17 protein-coding genes are annotated in these 17,318 nt (G+C 46.3%); 3 read left to right on the top strand and 14 right to left on the bottom strand.

All coding sequences use genetic code 11. The features are described from left to right. Window positions 1–71: 71 nt before the first annotated feature. The 3 genes from QUB24_RS22320 to QUB24_RS22330 all read right to left on the bottom strand — a co-directional run bounded on the left by QUB24_RS22320 (window position 72) and on the right by QUB24_RS22330 (window position 4,258). A complete protein-coding gene (locus tag QUB24_RS22320) occupies window positions 72–3,077 on the bottom strand; it encodes a GAF domain-containing protein (protein ID WP_333155542.1) in 3,006 nt (1,001 codons plus the stop codon). Window positions 3,078–3,447: 370 nt separating this feature from the next. After that, a complete protein-coding gene (locus QUB24_RS22325) occupies window positions 3,448–3,900 on the bottom strand; it encodes an NADAR family protein (RefSeq protein ID WP_333155543.1) in 453 nt (150 codons plus the stop codon). A gap of 205 nt (window positions 3,901–4,105) precedes the next feature. Beyond that, window positions 4,106–4,258: a hypothetical protein gene (locus QUB24_RS22330; protein ID WP_333155545.1), complete on the bottom strand. Its 153-nt coding sequence runs from the start codon at window positions 4,256–4,258 to the stop codon at window positions 4,106–4,108. A gap of 18 nt (window positions 4,259–4,276) precedes the next feature. On the opposite strand from QUB24_RS22330, the gene QUB24_RS22335 reads away from it, so the two are divergent. Beyond that, a complete protein-coding gene (locus tag QUB24_RS22335) occupies window positions 4,277–4,417 on the top strand; it encodes a hypothetical protein (RefSeq protein WP_333155547.1) in 141 nt (46 codons plus the stop codon). 164 nt (window positions 4,418–4,581) lie between these two features. Here the strand turns inward: QUB24_RS22335 and frr are convergent, their stop codons facing one another. The 7 genes from frr to speB all read right to left on the bottom strand — a co-directional run bounded on the left by frr (window position 4,582) and on the right by speB (window position 11,282). Beyond that, a complete protein-coding gene (gene frr, locus QUB24_RS22340; protein WP_333155548.1) occupies window positions 4,582–5,130 on the bottom strand; it encodes a ribosome recycling factor in 549 nt (182 codons plus the stop codon). Next, on the bottom strand, window positions 5,117–5,845 hold the full coding sequence (pyrH, locus tag QUB24_RS22345; RefSeq protein WP_333155549.1) for a UMP kinase: 729 nt from the start codon (window positions 5,843–5,845) through the stop codon (window positions 5,117–5,119). Before pyrH ends, frr begins: the two co-directional genes overlap by 14 nt. Window positions 5,846–5,976: 131 nt before the next feature. Further along, window positions 5,977–6,375, bottom strand: coding sequence for a peptide-methionine (R)-S-oxide reductase MsrB (msrB, locus tag QUB24_RS22350; protein WP_333155550.1), 399 nt, complete (start codon window positions 6,373–6,375; stop codon window positions 5,977–5,979). A gap of 97 nt (window positions 6,376–6,472) precedes the next feature. Next, on the bottom strand, window positions 6,473–8,290 hold the full coding sequence (modB, locus tag QUB24_RS22355) for a molybdate ABC transporter permease subunit (RefSeq protein ID WP_333155552.1): 1,818 nt from the start codon (window positions 8,288–8,290) through the stop codon (window positions 6,473–6,475). A 418-nt stretch (window positions 8,291–8,708) separates the two neighbouring features. Further along, window positions 8,709–9,530: a molybdate ABC transporter substrate-binding protein gene (gene modA, locus QUB24_RS22360; RefSeq protein ID WP_333155555.1), complete on the bottom strand. Its 822-nt coding sequence runs from the start codon at window positions 9,528–9,530 to the stop codon at window positions 8,709–8,711. A gap of 131 nt (window positions 9,531–9,661) precedes the next feature. After that, window positions 9,662–10,219, bottom strand: a complete 558-nt coding sequence (locus QUB24_RS22365; protein WP_333155556.1) for a thioredoxin family protein — start codon at window positions 10,217–10,219, stop codon at window positions 9,662–9,664. A 133-nt stretch (window positions 10,220–10,352) separates the two neighbouring features. After that, on the bottom strand, window positions 10,353–11,282 hold the full coding sequence (speB, locus tag QUB24_RS22370; RefSeq protein WP_333155557.1) for an agmatinase: 930 nt from the start codon (window positions 11,280–11,282) through the stop codon (window positions 10,353–10,355). 196 nt (window positions 11,283–11,478) lie between these two features. Between speB and QUB24_RS22375 the strand changes: the two genes are divergently transcribed. Further along, complete coding sequence (locus tag QUB24_RS22375; protein ID WP_333155558.1) at window positions 11,479–12,402, top strand: alpha/beta fold hydrolase; 924 nt, start codon at window positions 11,479–11,481, stop codon at window positions 12,400–12,402. Between the two features lie 109 nt (window positions 12,403–12,511). Here QUB24_RS22375 and QUB24_RS22380 read toward each other — a convergent pair whose 3' ends face one another. The 3 genes from QUB24_RS22380 to QUB24_RS22390 all read right to left on the bottom strand — a co-directional run bounded on the left by QUB24_RS22380 (window position 12,512) and on the right by QUB24_RS22390 (window position 15,055). Continuing rightward, on the bottom strand, window positions 12,512–12,940 hold the full coding sequence (locus QUB24_RS22380; RefSeq protein ID WP_333155559.1) for a DUF202 domain-containing protein: 429 nt from the start codon (window positions 12,938–12,940) through the stop codon (window positions 12,512–12,514). A 220-nt stretch (window positions 12,941–13,160) separates the two neighbouring features. Next, window positions 13,161–14,576, bottom strand: a complete 1,416-nt coding sequence (locus QUB24_RS22385) for an LCP family protein (protein ID WP_333155561.1) — start codon at window positions 14,574–14,576, stop codon at window positions 13,161–13,163. Between the two features lie 104 nt (window positions 14,577–14,680). Further along, window positions 14,681–15,055, bottom strand: coding sequence for a hypothetical protein (locus QUB24_RS22390; protein ID WP_333063371.1), 375 nt, complete (start codon window positions 15,053–15,055; stop codon window positions 14,681–14,683). 245 nt (window positions 15,056–15,300) lie between these two features. Between QUB24_RS22390 and rpe the strand changes: the two genes are divergently transcribed. After that, window positions 15,301–16,020, top strand: coding sequence for a ribulose-phosphate 3-epimerase (rpe, locus tag QUB24_RS22395; protein WP_333155563.1), 720 nt, complete (start codon window positions 15,301–15,303; stop codon window positions 16,018–16,020). Window positions 16,021–16,094: 74 nt separating this feature from the next. Here the strand turns inward: rpe and QUB24_RS22400 are convergent, their stop codons facing one another. Then, window positions 16,095–16,877, bottom strand: a complete 783-nt coding sequence (locus tag QUB24_RS22400) for a DsbA family protein (protein ID WP_333155564.1) — start codon at window positions 16,875–16,877, stop codon at window positions 16,095–16,097. Between the last annotated feature and the right edge of the window lie 441 nt (window positions 16,878–17,318).

Here is a 17,318-nt window from a genome sequence, read left to right on the forward strand (position 1 = left end):
TCCGATGTTAGAGCCCCGACTTCTTTAAGAAATCGGGTATCTGGGTGTGTTGTTTTTTTAGGTTGTTCTACCTAATTCAGCGGAATCTCGATCCAGAACTCGGTACCATGACCGGGTACAGAAACACACTTAAGTACGCCTTGGTGTTTCTCAACTACAATTTGGTAACTGATAGACAGTCCTAAACCCGTGCCCCGACCTACGGGTTTAGTAGTAAAAAACGGATTAAATATGTGAGAGATTAACTCTTTGGGGATGCCGTGACCATTGTCTGCAATGCAAATTCCTACCGTTTTTTCATCGATTAATTGGGTGCGAATCCGAATGCAAGGGGATGGGAAATCAGGAATCAAACACTCGGTGGTGGCATTTATATGTCCTGACTCGATAGCCACTATTTGGGAGCTTAAATGCGTCGCCGCTGCACTTGCCGCTTTAAACGGAAGATTCATAACTCGCTCTTTTTTTCCCATTTCTAGGGCGTCAAGGGCATTGCCGATCAGATTCATAAATACTTGATTGAGCGAGCTGGCATAGCATTCTACTAAGGGCAAATTGGCATATTCTTTAATAATTTCTACGGTGCTGTGCTCAGAATTGGCTTTGATCCGGTGCTGCAAAATCAACAGGGTACTGTCGATGCCCTCGTGAATGTCAACGGCTTTTTTCTCGGCTTGATCGCTCCTGGAAAAATTACGCAAAGATACAACTAACTGGCGGATGCGCTCAACTCCGACTGTCATGGAACCCAAAATTTTGGGCAAATCTTCGGCAAGAAATTCGATGTCGATGGCTTCGGAGCACTCGCTAATTTCTGGGTTGGGATTGGGGTAGTGCTGGCGGTAGAGTTCCAGCAAGCAGAGTAAATCTTTGGTGTATTCGCTGGCGTGGGACAGGTTACCGTAGATAAAGTTAACGGGGTTATTGATTTCGTGGGCGACTCCGGCCAGGAGTTGTCCGAGACTGGACATTTTTTCGGTTTGAATCAGTTGGGCTTGGGTATTGTGCAGTTCTGTGACTGTTTTAGCTAGCTGTTCGGCTTTTAATCGATCGGCAGTTGCTGCATTGAGACTTTCTTGATAAAGTTCTGCTTGGTGAATGGCGATCGCAGCTTGAGCAGCTAAATGTTGCAGCAATTCCTGTTCTGCCGTTTGCCAAACTCTCGGCCCGGAACACTCATGGGCAATCAGCAACCCCCACAATTGCGAATCTTTGCCCATCATGGGCACAATTAAACTTCCTCTCACCTGCAAATCTTCCAAAAATTCGCGGTGACAGGGTGTTAAATCATGAGTATAAATATCATTAATTGCTCCCACCCGTCCGGCTCGATAAAAGCAGTCTGAGCCTTCGGGAAAGCATCCTTCTGGAGATTTGATACCTAAAATTGACCGCCACTGGCCGCAAACAGCTTCGACAACTACCTCGCCCTGTTTGTCTGCCGCAAATTGGTAGATTACCGTGCGATCGGTATCCAACAAAACTCTGACTTCTCGCACAATAGTTTGCAGTATGATTTTTAAATCTAAGGTGCTGCGAATCTGGTCTCTCACTCGCGTCAATACTTTGGCAAAGTCCAATGATTTTTGCAATTGGGCGGTGCGTTCTTGAACTTGGCGCTCCAAGTTGGCATTCAGAGTTTGCACTTCTTTATAAAGAACGTACTGCCCAATTGCCGAACAAAATTGGCTGCCTATAGCTAAAGCTTGCTCAATTTCCTCGTACTTCCACTCGGGCGACTGACCTTTTTTTATTTCTCGCCAGAGTTCAAAGGATTGTCGGGGAAGGGTTTGTTCAGCGCTGGTGTCAAAGCGCCCCGCCCACAGTTTTTCGGTATCAATTGCATTGCGAAAAATTGTCAAACAGCCGACTACTTGTTGTTTGTATTGGAGGGGAATTACCAGTAAACCCCGAATTTGAGTAGATTGGAAAGCGGGAACTAAAACTCTAAATAGAGGTTCTTTGTATAAGTCGGTAATTATCAAAACTGGGAATTGAGAATTAGTAAAAATTGGAAATTTGGGAAGTTCTTCGGTATTTTTGAATCCTTTGGTTAGCCATTCCTGCCAGAGGGGATGAGCTTCGATCGCCTTAACTTTTTCCCAGTTGGGAAGTGTCGGTTGTTCTCCTGTGGTGAACAGTTCAAAGGTAGCATCACTGTGGGCCGGGGCAATTGGCAATCCTCCTTCAATCTTGGGATTGGATAATTTTTCACCGTTGATTTTCGGCTGGTTGAGATAGAGTCTGCCACCGCTACCGCCCAAAGCGGTGACGGTGGCTTCTAAACCTTGTTGCAGTTGAATGTTTACGTGACCATACAACAGGGCTGCTATGCGGCTCACGGTAGCTTCGCGGGCCGCTTGAGAGCGGGTTTGCTGGAGGAGGAGCGCGTGGGCTATAGCGCTAGACAATTGATCTGATACGAGCTGAACTACTTCTAAATCTGCTGGTGAAATATTGAGAGGCGCAGAGTGGTGAGACACTAAAAGTCCCCACAGTTCGATGTGAATTTTTTGATTATTTCCGGGCTCGTATCGAGTCAGACACGTGGCCGCCTCGCAGATATCTGTTTTGCTGTTTTCCGACGCGATCCGGCGGTGGACAATCGGCACGACTAAGGAAGATTGCACTCCCATTGCCATCAGGTAAGCTGTGTGGCAAGGATCGAGCGATCTGTAGTGCATCTCTTCCTTTACTAAAGGTTGACCGGTGTCTGCAGCATCGAGGGGACTCAGGACGATCGTCCCTGAGTTAACATCTATTATTGTCCGCTGGCGCAAAGTGACATACATCTCCCGCGCGCTCGCGGGAATGTCGTCTGCTGGAAAGTGCAGTCCTTTCAAGGAAGGGAGACAGTTGTTATTAATTGACTCAGCAACAACTTCTCCACTGCCGTCGGCAGTAAACCTGTAAATCATAATGCGATCTGTTTTCAAAAAAGACCGCACTTCTGCTACCGTACTGGTTAAAATATCTTCTAATTCTAGAGATTGGCGAATGCGTTCTGTTATCCGCCGTATCAAAACTTCTCTGTCTAGTTTATAATGTAATTCTTGCGTATTTTCTCTGAGTTGCATAAATCTCCTTTTGTACTTATACAAGGATAATAAGAAGTTTTGATCTGCTGTTGGAGCGTTCAAACTCAAATGCCTCACCCTGAGTTTTTGACTCAACCGATCTGTACAATTAATCCGTCGCGCACTTGTGAGACACGACGGTGTATCGCCTCTGGTGGGCTGGGGCAAGTCAAATCTGCGATCGCGCCGGTTTAATCCTTGCCTTCAACAGGCAGAGCGACTTAAGCAAATAATAATTATTATTTTAAAGCTCTTATAAATTTCTCGCAATCTTAAACTCTCACTATGAGAATTATTTATTGTTAGGATAACTTGACATTTGTTGTATAACTTCATATAATGATAATTAACGAAAGAATTTGAGTTTCTCTCAGCGCCCCTGGCCCTGACTAATTTCTTGGCGCACGCTCATCAGAATTTTACCCAAATGATTTTGACCGGTTCGGTCGCAGCCACACCCCCAGTAGTAATCCGTTGGCGAATCCTCGACAATCACTCGATCCCCTGTGGCAAGAAGAATCGCTTGAATGTCTGTATGAGTGAGAAACTTAGTTAAAACTGCTTCGCGCATAATGGGAATTTTCACGGCTTCCCAATCAGCGCGAATCCGGTGGTTGGGATCGCGACCTAATTTAGCGGCTTCTTGAGGAGTTGCTACGGCTTGAATCGCCGCCACTAATCTTTGATCGGTGCTGACAAATTTTTGGGCTTGATAGTAATGTTCCACCGTCAACCAATATTGACCGTGCAGAGAAATGTCGTGTAGTGAAAAATTAGAAAAGCAGCCGTAAGGCTCCTCTACTTTATAAAAATAAATTATCATTTGATTTTAGATTTTAGATTTTAGATTTTAGATTTTAAATTTTACAGGATTTACGCAAAATCCAATTATCTAGGGTGCTTAGGGGCGCACCTTACCGCTATTAGGAATGAGGAATTGAGAATAAGGAATTGGGATTTAAGAAGAATCTCTCTTCTTTCTTCCCTCAAAATCCATGCGTTAAATCCGTTGCTGAACTTCCTTCGTTCTAAAACGGCATCAGCTTTTTAAGAGCGCGGTTAGCGATATCGGCATAACGCATTTCGCCACACAAAATTTTGCTCATCAACTGAGTAGTCATCGGCAATTTGACGCCCGCTCTGTAAGCAGCTCCTGTAAACTGATAGAATGCTCTAGCCAAGCGACTGGCCCAAATCAGATGAGTGTTCCATTCTTGGGCGATCGATTGAGTGTAAGGCTCCTTAGCGTCGTCGGCGCCTCCAAGACTCGATCGATCGCCTCAGCAGCCTTAAATCCACTAAAAATGGCAGGACGAATTTCTTCACCGGACAACTGGTAATGGGTGATTGGTCATGGGGCAGGAGGAATTGGTAAGTTAATGAGTGTTAAATCTTGAGTTGTTAACTCACAACTCACAAATCATTAAGCGTCTGCTCGTTGTTCGCGGCCGGATCTCGGCAATCTCAAAACTATTCCTATTCCCCCGGCCCAATTTCCCATTCCCTAAACAGTCGTGATATCTTTCTCTTTGGCTGCCAGAACTTCTTCTATTTTGGCCACGTACTTGTCCGTCAGCTTTTGAATTTTATCTTGCAAGTCGCGGGATTCATCTTTAGAGATATCGCTGCTTTTTTCCTGCTTGCGAATCGAGTCAACGGCATCGCGGCGGATATTGCGAATTGCAACTTTACCTTCTTCGGCAAACTTCGCCGCCATTTTGACAAATTCTTGGCGTCTGTCGCTCGTCAGCGGCGGAATATTCAAGCGAATAACTGAACCGTCGTTGTTGGGAACGAGTCCTACATCGGACAGGGAAATTGCTTTTTCGATCGAGGTAAGCGCTGTGCGATCGAACGGTTGAATGGTGATCGTAGTCGCATCCGGGGTGCCAATGTTGGCAAGGGATTTGATCGGAGTTGGAGAGCCGTAGTAGTCTACCATGACTCGATCGAGGAGAGAGGCGTTGGCCCGTCCCGTCCGAATAGTATTAAAAGACCGTTGAGTAGCCTCAACTGCCTTTTGCATATGATCTTCTGCGTCAGCTAACTTCACAAAAACCTCCGACAAGAGTTCCAATAGATTCTCCCATTACAGCTCGGTAGATGTTGCCCGACACCGAGAGGTCAAATACCATAATAGGAATATTATTTTCTTTGCAAAGGGCGATCGCCGTACTGTCCATCACCCGCAAATCTTGATTCAAGACGTGGGCATAGGTGAGGGTTTGATACCTGCGCGCGTTGGGGTTGAGGTGGGGGTCGGAATCGTACACCCCATCTACCTTAGTAGCTTTAAAAATCACCTCTGCATCAATTTCAGCCGCCCGCAAAGCGGCTGTAGTATCAGTAGTAAAAAAAGGGTTGCCAGAACCGGCACCAAAAATCACTACTCGTTTTTTTTCTAGGTGGCGAATCGCCCGCCGCCGGATGTAGGGTTCAGCTACTTCTTGCATGGCGATCGCCGATTGCACCCGTGTTGGCACTCCTGCTTGTTCCAGGGCATCCTGCAAAGTGATAGCATTCATCACCGTAGCAATCATGCCCACATAATCAGCCGTTGCCCGATCCATCCCTGCCGAAGCAGCTTTCACCCCGCGAAAAATGTTGCCACCACCGACAACAATCGCGATTTGAATGCCTTGGGACACGACTTTGGCCACTTCCTGGGCGATCGACCCAACGACTACCGGATCGATGCCGTAGCCCAAGCTGCCCATCAGCGCTTCACCGCTGAGCTTCAGCAAAACTCGCTGATATACCATCCCCATGCCGCCACTATTTTTTTACTCTTTTTGCCTCCACCATAAGATAGCAGTACGGGTGCATTTTGAACATCAATTGCCCAGAACAGACCCAAAAGCCTGTTCCAGAACACTTGACTGAGAACGGTTGACTAAATTTAATCCTTGGGAACGAAATCAAGAGCAGCAGAATTCATGCAGTAACGCTGACCCGTAGGTTTCGGCCCGTCGTTAAATACGTGACCGAGATGAGCGTCGCAAACAGCGCACAGTACCTCTGTTCGGCGCATGAACAAGGTGTTATCCGACTCGCACTTGACATTTTCTTCGCTAACGGGAGCGTAGAAACTCGGCCAACCGGTACCGGAATCGTACTTAGTTTCTGATTTAAATAGCTCTGTGCCGCAGCAAATACACTTATAAATTCCGGGTTTTTTGTTGTCGTGATATTCGCCGCTAAAAGCTCTTTCCGTGCCTTTTTTGCGCGTGACTTTAAACTGTTCTGGCGTGAGTTGTTGCTGCCATTCTGCGTCGGTTTTTTGAACTTTTTCAGTCATGATTTGATTTTGGGTTAAGATGTATTTAGCTGTTGAGTGTTGACGGTTAACTGTTAACTGTTGAGTGTTTACAGTTAACGGTATATTGATAGTCAACTCATGCTTCCATTAATATTAACCTAATTGGCTCGAAATGAACATACCAGGGAAAAGGATTGTCCTTAATCGCCCTCCACTTTTCCTTGAAAACTTCGGCTTGCAAGTGATAATCTTGGGAATGATTGGGAGGCGAGTGCAATTTGAGATATAATGTCACCCGGTGCGGAGTTTCCACAGTCGAGGCGATCCAACAAGGAAAAGTATTTTCGAGCTCGCACCCGCTAACAAAACTCAGTTGATGAGCCCGAATTCCCACAGAAACTAGAGATTGGGGAATTGGTTCGACTACAGTCAGATTACAGCCCCAGTCGATCGCCTCCACGACAGTTTCTGCGATCGATTTAGCGGCAGAGAAATTCTTACAGCCAGTCAACTGGGCGACAGTGAAATTGCCAGGGCGATCGAAAATGTTCTCTTTCGTATCAAAGGCGATCGGCCTTCCCTCGGCCAACACCAACAGATTTTTGCACACCCGGTAAACTTCCTCTAAATTGTGGCTGACAAACAAAGTAATTCCCCGATAATTAGCCAGCGTCAGCATTAACTCGCGTTCCAGTTGACTGCGTAAGTGAGTATCCAAAGCAGAAAACGGTTCGTCTAACAGCAGCAATTCTGGAGAAGGGGCGATCGCCCTTGCCAAAGCCACCCGCTGCTGTTGGCCGCCCGAAAGTTCGTGCGGGTAGCGGTTTTCCAGTCCCGACATTTGCACCGAAATTAGCTGTTCTTTTACCCGAAGTTCTTGCTCACTTTCAGATAAATGCTGCAAGCCAAACGCAATATTTTGAGCAACACTCAGGTGAGGAAATAAAGCATAGTTTTGAAACAAAAAACCGATGCGGCGGTCTTTAGAAGCTACATTAATGCCCTGTGCGGAGTCAAATAAAACCCGGCCATTGACTGCAATTTTACCGCTCATTGGAGTTTCCAAACCAGCGATGCAGCGCAGAGTCATGCTTTTTCCCGAACCCGACGCGCCCAAAATTCCCAGCACTTCCGGGCCGATATCGAAGCCGACATCCAAGGCAAAGCTGGAGAGAGGTTTAAAAATGCTTAAACAAAGTCCGTTGTTCGGTTGTTGTTGGGATTTTGTGGGAAAAGTAGACGCGACTTTAGGAAGATTTGATTGCAGTTTTTGGCTCGAATTTGGTTTGGGCGATATCTTTTCTAAATTCGTCCAAAAATTAACAGCAGTTAGCACGCTCAAAGAAATACTCAGAATAATCAAAACCCAAATAGCAGCTTGCCTCATATCCCCAGCTTCCACAGCAAAATAAATTGCCATCGGGATAGTTTGAGTTTGTCCGGGAATATTCCCCGCTAACATCAACGTCGCGCCGAATTCACCCAAAGCGCGGGCAAATGCGAGAATAGTTCCTGCTAAAATTCCCGGCCATGCTAGCGGCAACATAATGCGCCAAAAGACTTGCCACTCCGAGGCCCCCAAAGTGCGAGCAGCATTGAGAAGATTGGCATCAATTTGCTCAAAAGCTCCCAAAGCAGTTTTGTACATCAGGGGAAATGATACAACTGTGGCAGTAATGGCGGCGGCTTGCCAAGTGAAAATTATAGTTAAGTCGAATTGTAGCAAAAATTGCCCGATCGCCCCATTTCTCCCAAACAGCAGCAGCAGCAAAAATCCCACTACTGTCGGCGGCAAAACTAAGGGAGAAATTAAAATGCCTTCAATCAAAGCTTTACCTCTGATGCGAGTTGAAAGCATCCACCGGGCGGCGGCTATTCCCATGAAAAAGGTGATCAATGTCGCAATAGCGGAGGATTTTAGAGAGATCCAGAGCGGAGAAATATCAAATTCCATAAATCGTAGGGACGGGTTTCACTAACAATAATTGCCTCAAACAAATAATTTCCTAAACCCCCCCACACACAGATAAATCAAAATGTATAATTTGGGGATTCGCTCGTAGGGGCGGGTTTTACCAACAATTTTTGGCTAATACCAATAATTTCGTAAACCCGCCCCCACTTGGGCGGCAAATCGCAATGTATCTCTTTGAATACACAAGGTTATCTGTTGTGTGAGGGCGGGTTTATATAGATTGTTGGCGGGAATTAGATATTGTTGGTGAACCCGCCCTACAAAATTTGGTTGTATCTCACATCTTGCACCATTCTCAAGAACAGGCTTTCCGGCCTGTTCCACAAAGAGTGAATTTTCTTGTGGAACAGGTCGGAAAGCCTGTTGCTAAACAAGTAATTGAGAATGGTGCAACATCTCAGTTGTATGAGACTAATTGGTGAGCCATCCCAAATCCGTATTTCTGAAATACTATTTTAGCCCGATCGCCCCCCAAGAAGTCAACAAACGCTTTAGCATCAGCCTGATTGCGGCTGTTTCTGATAACTGCTAGCGGATAAACAATGGGCGAATGCAAATTTTCGGCAGCCGTTAGCCGCACAGTTACTTTGTCGGAGGCTGTGGCGTCAGTCGCATAAACTATACCAGCATCAACGTTACCGCTTTCGACGAATGTCAGCACTTGGCGGACGTTATTTCCTAGCACTAATTTTGGCTGTATTTGCCCCCACAATCCAAGTTTATTTAGCATTTCCTGAGCGTATTGGCCCACAGGTACGCTTTTCGGTTCGCCGATCGCAATTTTCTTGATTCGGGCATCTGTCAACTGTTTGAAATCGCTCAAAGCAACACCGTTTTTGGGAGTAATCAAAACTAGGCGATTTGTCAGCAAATTGCGGCGCGTGTCGTTAATTAACAGGTTAGATTGCTGCAAATCGTTCATTTGTTTTGTAGCGGCGCTGAAAAATACATCTACCGGGGCTCCTTGCTGAATTTGCTGTGCGAGAGCGCCGGAAGCACCGAAATTATAAGTAATAGTAACGTTGGGATTTATTTGCTGATAAACTGTTTTGAGTTCTTGTAAAGCTGGTGAGAGGCTGATAGCAGCGGATAGGGTTAAGGACGTTTGCTGCTGTGCTGTTGTTGGGGAAACGCTTTTAAACAAGTTCCAAGCAATTAGCAGTGTCAGCGCTACAGCGGCTGCGACGAGCGTCGAGTTGAAAATGCGTTTTCTTTCCACAAGGCTGTATTATATGCCATAGGGCGATCTACACTATCTGCAGTAGTAAGGTGCGCCGCGCACACCTTACAAGTAGATGCTGTTTGTCCAGGATTATCATCTTCTAATGACTGATGACTGCTGACTAATGACTACGATCGCCATTTGACGGAACAGCCTATCGCCTCTGTAGTTGAAGGCTCAACGGGTTGACTGTTGAGCAATTGGTCGATCGCACTCCGCAGATAAGAAACCTGCACCGCCGCCGGATCGTCAGCGTTGTCGTCAATTAAACCTTTATAGCGCAGTTTGCCATCTTGGTCTAACAAAAAAACCTCCGGCGTTTTAGAAGCCCCAAAACTTTCAGCCACATCTTGAGCAACATCTCGGATATACGGGAAGTTGAGTTGATTGTTGGTGGCAAAAATTTTCATGTTCTCAAAACTGTCGTCGGGATACTGGTTTGCATCATTAGCATTAATCCCGATTAAAGTAACATCTCGCTCTTGAAAATCTGCTTGAAGTTCTTTCATACGATTGAGATACAACTGCACGTAAGGGCAATGATTGCACATAAATATCACCGCGATCGCCCGAAATTTTTCTAAATATCGAGCTAAATGGTGAACTTCTTCGTCAACTCCCGGCAGTTCAAAATCGGGAGCGTAGCCGTTAATGGGAGTACCCGTTGTATCCATTAGTAAACTCATGTTTTCAGGAGGTGAAGAGCAGTTTTGCCAGCATGAAAGATGAAACAATCAGCACGAATAAAATTGGCTGTTGTTTAGCTTTAGCTTAATTCTAGCCTTGCCAACAGCCTATGAGTGATTCGTACTTCGCGATTTATTCCTCGTCTGGCTTTAGCCAACCTTGAGCCAGAGCTTGGTATCCAATAAGTTTGTATGCTAATTTGGCGGCGGTAAATTCTGAGACGACAGAATCTACAATAGGTGCTAATTCCATAATGTCACACCCGATTACTTCGTAGGACTCGAAGACGCGGCGCAAAAATGCGGTGAGGGAATACCAATTTAACCCGCCCGGTTCGGGTGTTCCCACCCCTGGAATTAAAGTCGGATCGATGCCGTCTAAGTCGATCGTCAAAAATACTCGCTTAGTTGTTATGCTGGCAATTGCCCGATCTGCCCAATCCGGTTGAGTAGCGATTTCTCTGGCTCGAATCACGTTTAGCTGTTTTGCTTTAATCAAGTCGGCTTCTTCCTTGCAGATAGCGCGAATCCCGATTTGCAGTGTCGGTAAGCCCATATCGACAACACGTCGCATCACGCAGGCGTGGTTGTGAATCGAGCCTTCGTATTCGTGCCGCAAGTCGCCGTGGGCATCGATTTGCACGACTGTGAAAGGTTCATCCGGGTATGCTTGGCGATAACCTTCGACAACGCCGGCAGTGATGCTGTGTTCGCCTCCGAGGGAGATGACAAATTTATTTTCGGTAACTAGCTGATGCACTGCTGCTTGGGTGACTCGCAGCATTTCTGAGGATGAAACTGGTTGTCTGTTGCGGGTATCGGCGATCGGCTCTTTTGTATAAATTCCGACATCGTAGCAAACTTCGGCATCCAATTCTTCGTCGTAGCACTCGAGTTGATGAGAAGCTTCTAGAAGTTTAGCGGGCCCGTTTTCGCACCCCCGGCGGTAAGTGGTGGTAGCTTCGTAGGGAATTGGCAAGATTACTACTTTGGCGGTGTCGTAGTCTGGTACAATTTCTGATCCCAGAAACGGTACGACAGCAGTGGAAACGATCGTTGGCATAAGGGAAATTTTAATACAGCAAAGAAGTCAGCAGGTTTAATCGTGACATAATATCGCCTCTAACTGCAAAGTAGTCAGTTGGCAGTTGGCAGTTGGCAGTGGGCAGTATTGAAAATACCCCATGCCCTATGCCCTATGCCCCATGCCCTATGCCCCATGCCCAATCTAAAATCTAAAATCTAAAATCTAAAATCGCATGACATCTTCTACTCCCACTTCGTCAACAGTTGCTGCACCTCAAACTTGGCTGTGGAAAGGCTTTCCGATTTGCTACCAAACTGCTGGTTCGCAGGGGCCTGCGGTGGTGTTCGTCCACGGTTTTGGTGCGTCTTGGGGCCACTGGCGCAAGAATTTGCCGGCGCTGGCTGCTGATTGTCGGTGTTTTGCGATCGACCTCATCGGTTTTGGCGGTTCTGCTAAACCCGCGCCCAAGCTTGAAATTGACTATACTTTTGAAACTTGGGGACAGCTAATTGCTGATTTTTGTCGGGAAGTTGCGGGCGGGCCGGCTTTTTTGGTGGGAAATTCGATCGGCTGTGTGGCAATTATGCAAGCGGCTGTTGATTTTCCCGATATTGCTTCTGGCGTAATTTTACTCAATTGTTCCCTACGCTTGCTGCACGATCGCAAACGCGCCGAAATGCCTTGGTATCGCAGTTTTGGAGCGCCAATTGCACAAAAAGTTTTAAATGTCAAGTGGATAAGTCAATTATTTTTTAAACAATTAGCAACGCCAAAAACAGTAAAAAAAGTGCTTTTGCAAGCATATCGCCGTCCTGAAGCTGTCACCGACGAACTGGTAAATATGCTGCTGGAACCTGCTAAAGACAGCGGCGCTGTCGAAGTATTTGTGGCCTTTATCAGTTATTCTCAAGGCCCGCTACCGGAGGATTTGTTGCCGCGTTTAAGCTGTCCGGCTTTGATTTTGTGGGGCGCAAACGACCCTTGGGAGCCGATCGCATTGGGGCGAGAATTGGCAAAGTTTCCGGCTGTTGAAAAGTTTATTCCTTTGGAGGGAGTGGGCCATTGTCCCCAGGATGAAGCGCCGGAATTGGTCAATCCTATTTTACTCGATTGGATTAAAGAGCGATCGAGATTTGCCGACAATCCGCCCCTTTAATCAACCAAGGAATAGGCACTTTAGCTAAGGAATGAGAATTAAATAACTTCCACAATAACCATTAAAATTGTAAGTTATTTAATTCGCGATCCTAAGCGATAGGGTAAACTTAGAATTGAGAATTTTTAGGAGTTGAAGTGGGAGCTATATTTGCGCGATCGCGCCACAGCAACAACGGAATAGTTAATGTTCCTAAAATCATTACAGTTCCAGTCATAATCCAAACTAGCACACGATTTGGGCGATAATCACCTCGCTCAATTTGCCAGAAAACTCGATTATAACGCCATGCTGCTAAGGGAATGACCGCAATCCCAAAAACGACCAGACTCAGCCCTAAAGTTTCGGAGTTGAAGAAGGGAGGAGAGGAAACTTCTTGCTGAGTCACTGTAGCTTGAAATTGACGCAGAAATAAACTGAACCGACTGATCGCCAACCCAAAACCAATTAAACCGATTGAAGTTCGTAACCATGCAAGAAAGGTGCGTTCATTGGCCTGATGTTCGCGCTGTCGGTCTATTTTAGCACCCTTGTTCATCAACCCTACCTTTATAAAATATTTTAAGCTTTCCCTCGTAGATTATTGTTTCAGTTCTGGTTGCGGAGGGAAGTATCGGTATTGCGATCGTGATTCATCATCACCAAAAAATATAGTATCAGTAAATCGACAAAAAAGCGATCGCCTCCATCTCTACCAACACAAAAGAAGAGGACACAGCAATGCTGTGTCCCTACAAATACCCCAGTTAAAATCCAGTTTAAAAAGACTTAGCCGCACTGCCGGACTGAGCCTTTTTCTCCAACCAATCCTTACCCAATCTGATTGTCACATCCGAATTCAAAGAACCGGTACTCTCAACCAACACATCTCCAAAACCCAAAAACTGGCGAATCGCTTGAGCACCTTTAATATCGCCCTGTTGAGCTACTAGAGTAGTTACCTCCAGCGGTTCGGGCCAAGCTTTATAAACCTGAACATTCCGATAACCTGCTTGAGTCAGAGTATTGACAAAATCTTCAACAGCCGATGGATCTCCGGTACTATCTTGAATCGCCACATTCAGAAAAGTCGAATCAGCATTCTCAATTGTCCAAGTATTTTGGCCGAAGTCAAAATGTTCCGCCACCATAGTTTCGATGGCATATTGGTCGGGCAACCAAAAACTTGACTTGTAGTCCTTAGAATCGCTAAATTTGCCGGGAACCATCAACATCTGCACGCCAGCGCGATCGGTTTGAGTAGCAAAACCAGCCAAAGCTACCAATTCTTCTATACTCAAATTCGTGTCAAGGTGAGACTGAATCACCGATAAAATCTTCGGCAAGCGAGACAGCAAACCTACATTTACTTCCTGTTCCACAAAAGCCCGCATCAACAATTGTTGGCGCTGCACCCGCCCGATGTCGCCCAAATCGTCGTGTCGGTAAAGCAAATATTGCACGATTTGTTCGCCGTTTAGTTTCTGCTTGCCAGCCTTTAAATCTATATATAAATGCTGGCTTTCATCGGTATACTTCATGTCTTTAGGGACATTAATAGTAATGCCACCCAGGGCATCGACCAAACTTTTTATGCCATGAATATTAACTGTGACATAGCGGTCAATTCCTACACCGCCCAGGAGTCCGCTGACTGACTTCGCTGACGAAGCCGGGCCACCGTAGTAATTAGCTTCGTTGATTTTCACCTCGCCCCTGCCTTCAACATAGGTGCGGGTGTCTCGCGGAATGGAAAGCACGCTTAACTTTTTATTTTGAGGGTCAAACCTAACCAACAGCATGGTATCGGTTAAGCCCTTAAAGGAGTTTTCCCAAACCTCATGTCCGACATTTTTGTTGACACTTCCTTCGATGTCAGAGGTCAGAACTTTAAGTCCTAAAACTAAAATATTAACTGGCCGAGTCAGCTCCGGCATTTTCATGCTGAGCTTTGCCATGTCGCCTTGAGAAAACACCGCCGCTTCTTCAGGGCTCAACTTTTGTTGCTGAAGCGGCGTTGTAGAAAGGGAGACGGCTAGCAATGCTCCGGCTGTGGCTGAGAGCATGGCTACTCCAGCCAAACCAAAACCAAAACCCAGCCAGCGGCCTCGATGGGGCTGGGAAGCTTTTTTGGTTGCAGGTTGAGCAGTTGATTGTTGGATAGGGTCTTGATTAGGAATTTTTTGAGCTGGCACTGGCTTCCTCACACACAACAAAAATAAAAAAGATAATGGCAATATGTAGTATCAAGCTGAAGACGCACTCAATCAATAGGGTAGGGGCTTAAAAGAACCCTAAATTATGATAAATGTTTGCCTACTACTTGCTCGGCTACCCGACTAATTCCGGGCAACCATAGTGGTTGACGCTTCCAGAGGCGAACCATCAGTCCCAGAGCAACGATGAAATAGCTGGTTGTTAGCAGGCTACTCATTAATAACATGGGAAGTGTCGGAGATTCCGCAGAAATCGCTCCCGCTTCTAAAAGAATATGTCCTAAGAGCCAACTAAAAGCAAGGGCAATTGCCAAGCGGCTGATGGCTTTGCGTTCGGGACTACCCTGACGGCGGTAAAGAGTCCACAGGGCGGGGAAAAAGCCGATGACTGGGATCATTAATACAAAGAGACTGGCACGATCGAGTTCAGGATTTTCTAAGGGATCTGTTTTTTTCATAATTCGGTACTCAAAATTTGCAGAAGGTCGGATTGTGCACACAAGTTATTTGTTAGAGGGAAAATTTATATCCTAAACCAAAATTCCGAGAGCTGGGCTGGTGCGCGATCGCCAAACTTGTCTGTCAGAGGCCAAATTTTTCTGCCCTCCCAATCTCGCGACCGATCGTTGGCAACTTTTCGACCCGGAGACCCGTATTTTGATAAACTGGATACAGCACAGCAGTCAGGAGAACAGACTTAGCCATGACCCAATCCCAAAAACCGATCGTTATTGCTCCATCCATATTATCAGCCGATTTTAGCCGTCTCGGAGAAGAGATTCAGGCTGTCGATCGAGCTGGGGCTGACTGGATTCACGTAGATGTGATGGACGGTCGCTTTGTTCCTAATATTACTATCGGGCCGCTGATTGTTGAGGCAATTCGCCCTGTTACTACCAAGGTGATCGATGTCCACTTGATGATTGTGGAGCCGGAGAAGTACGTCGAGGACTTCGCTAAGGCTGGTGCTGACATTATTTCGGTTCACGCGGAACACAATGCTTCGCCTCACTTGCACCGCACCCTCGGCCAAATTCGGGAATTGGGCAAAATGGCTGGTGTGGTTCTGAATCCTTCGACGCCTTTGGAGTTGATCGAGTACGTGCTGGAACTTTGCGATTTGGTGCTGATTATGAGCGTCAATCCGGGCTTTGGTGGTCAAAGTTTTATCCCGGCTGTTTTGCCGAAAATTCGCCAGTTGCGTAAAATGTGCGACGACAAGGGCCTCGATCCTTGGATTGAGGTGGATGGCGGTTTGAAGGGGAACAATACTTGGCAGGTTCTGGAAGCGGGCGCAAATGCGATCGTCGCTGGTTCTGCTGTGTTTAAGGCGAATGATTACGCAGCGGCGATCGAGGGTATCCGCAACAGCAAGGATCCGACTCCACAGTTGGCTGCCCCTCGTGCCAAATGGAAGCCATAATCTACATTTTCTGGTTCCCAGCCTCCAGGCTGGGAACGCATATGAGTGATGCTCTGTCTCTTAATGATCTGAAACTATTTGGAGACAGAGGCGAGAATGCTTTCCATTTCAGCAAGCTCGATCGCCCCGGAGAAAGTTTGACCGTTCATAATAAAGAAGGGAGTGCCTTGAATGCCCAGTTGTTGAGCGAGTTGCACGTCTTTCTCAATGGCGGCTTCGGCGGCGGGGCTGTTGCGATCGGTGTTGAATTTATCTAATTTTAGATTGAGCTTTTGGGCGATCGATGCGTACAATGGTTCGCCTAACTGTTTCTGCCCTTCAAACAAAGCGCTGTAATATTCCCAGAATTTGCCCTGCTGTTGGGCCGCCCAAGCTGCTTTAGCTGCTGGCAGCGCTTGAGGGTGAATAGAAGTCAAGGGTAAATGCTTGTAAGCTAAAGTAACTTTGGCCTGGTGTTTTGCCATAAACTGCTTGACAGTATCGTGAGCGCGCGCGCAAAAGGGACATTCAAAGTCAGAGAATTCTAAAAGTACAATCTGCTGCGAAGCTGAACCCGTGGTGGGAGAATTCCCGATCGAAGATTTGGGATTAGTTTTCATCTCCTGCAAAAATGATTCCTGCGCTGCTTTGAGAGACTGCTGCTGCTGTTGCTGGTACCCTTGTACCGACTCTAAAATTGCTTGCGGGTTTTCGCGGATCACCTGCAAGACTTGCTCTTTCAACTTGGGATCGACTGAATTGCCAGCCGTTGACTGGGCGGGGGAACAACCGATAAAGACAAGGCAACCTGCGAGGATTGCAGCCAAGCAGAAGGCTTGCTGGCTGCGGAGTTTTCGCCAAATAGTGGATAAGTTCATCTTTTTTTTCTGATTCACGACAACACTTAATCCTACATTTAATTTTGCGGAGTGTCAGGTATACCGCTGTTGACTGCGGTGCAGTTCTTTTTATCTGTGACCAAGATTTATTCAGTGGCAATCGGTAATTGGTAGTCGGTAATTGGCAAGGGGTGTTAATCACCCGAACACCGACTAACCTAATAATTAATATTTAAATTATTGGAATTTATTATAATAAAATTTCGCCTCCAACGACTCCAATAAAAAAGGTTTGTAGTGAGGACTTTAGTCCCGATCATATTCTGAGGACTCAAGTCTTAACTACAAACGCGGTCATGGTTATTTTACAGGACGCGATATAAAATATAAAAGGACGATCGCCCATTTGTGACAAGTTAAGAAAAAGTGCAAATTGTCAAGGGGTATACAAAAGAAAGGTAAAATAGAATGAAACCTTTA

This window comes from Microcoleus sp. B9-D4, from assembly GCF_036705105.1.
GTDB lineage: Bacteria > Cyanobacteriota > Cyanobacteriia > Cyanobacteriales > Microcoleaceae > Microcoleus.

Excerpts from the sequence above, each read along its gene's own strand:
- QUB24_RS22335 (WP_333155547.1), top strand. The coding sequence starts at position 4,277 with ATGAGTGTTCCATTCTTGGGCGATCGATTGAGTGTAAGGCTCCTTAGC.
- rpe (WP_333155563.1), top strand. The coding sequence starts at position 15,301 with ATGACCCAATCCCAAAAACCGATCGTTATTGCTCCATCCATATTATCA.
- pyrH (WP_333155549.1), bottom strand. The coding sequence starts at position 5,845 with ATGGGGATGGTATATCAGCGAGTTTTGCTGAAGCTCAGCGGTGAAGCG.
- msrB (WP_333155550.1), bottom strand. The coding sequence starts at position 6,375 with ATGACTGAAAAAGTTCAAAAAACCGACGCAGAATGGCAGCAACAACTC.
- QUB24_RS22375 (WP_333155558.1), top strand. The coding sequence starts at position 11,479 with ATGACATCTTCTACTCCCACTTCGTCAACAGTTGCTGCACCTCAAACT.
- QUB24_RS22325 (WP_333155543.1), bottom strand. The coding sequence starts at position 3,900 with ATGATAATTTATTTTTATAAAGTAGAGGAGCCTTACGGCTGCTTTTCT.
- speB (WP_333155557.1), bottom strand. The coding sequence starts at position 11,282 with ATGCCAACGATCGTTTCCACTGCTGTCGTACCGTTTCTGGGATCAGAA.
- QUB24_RS22365 (WP_333155556.1), bottom strand. The coding sequence starts at position 10,219 with ATGAGTTTACTAATGGATACAACGGGTACTCCCATTAACGGCTACGCT.
- QUB24_RS22380 (WP_333155559.1), bottom strand. The coding sequence starts at position 12,940 with ATGAACAAGGGTGCTAAAATAGACCGACAGCGCGAACATCAGGCCAAT.
- QUB24_RS22400 (WP_333155564.1), bottom strand. The coding sequence starts at position 16,877 with ATGAACTTATCCACTATTTGGCGAAAACTCCGCAGCCAGCAAGCCTTC.
- QUB24_RS22390 (WP_333063371.1), bottom strand. The coding sequence starts at position 15,055 with ATGAAAAAAACAGATCCCTTAGAAAATCCTGAACTCGATCGTGCCAGT.
- QUB24_RS22320 (WP_333155542.1), bottom strand. The coding sequence starts at position 3,077 with ATGCAACTCAGAGAAAATACGCAAGAATTACATTATAAACTAGACAGA.
- modB (WP_333155552.1), bottom strand. The coding sequence starts at position 8,290 with ATGGAATTTGATATTTCTCCGCTCTGGATCTCTCTAAAATCCTCCGCT.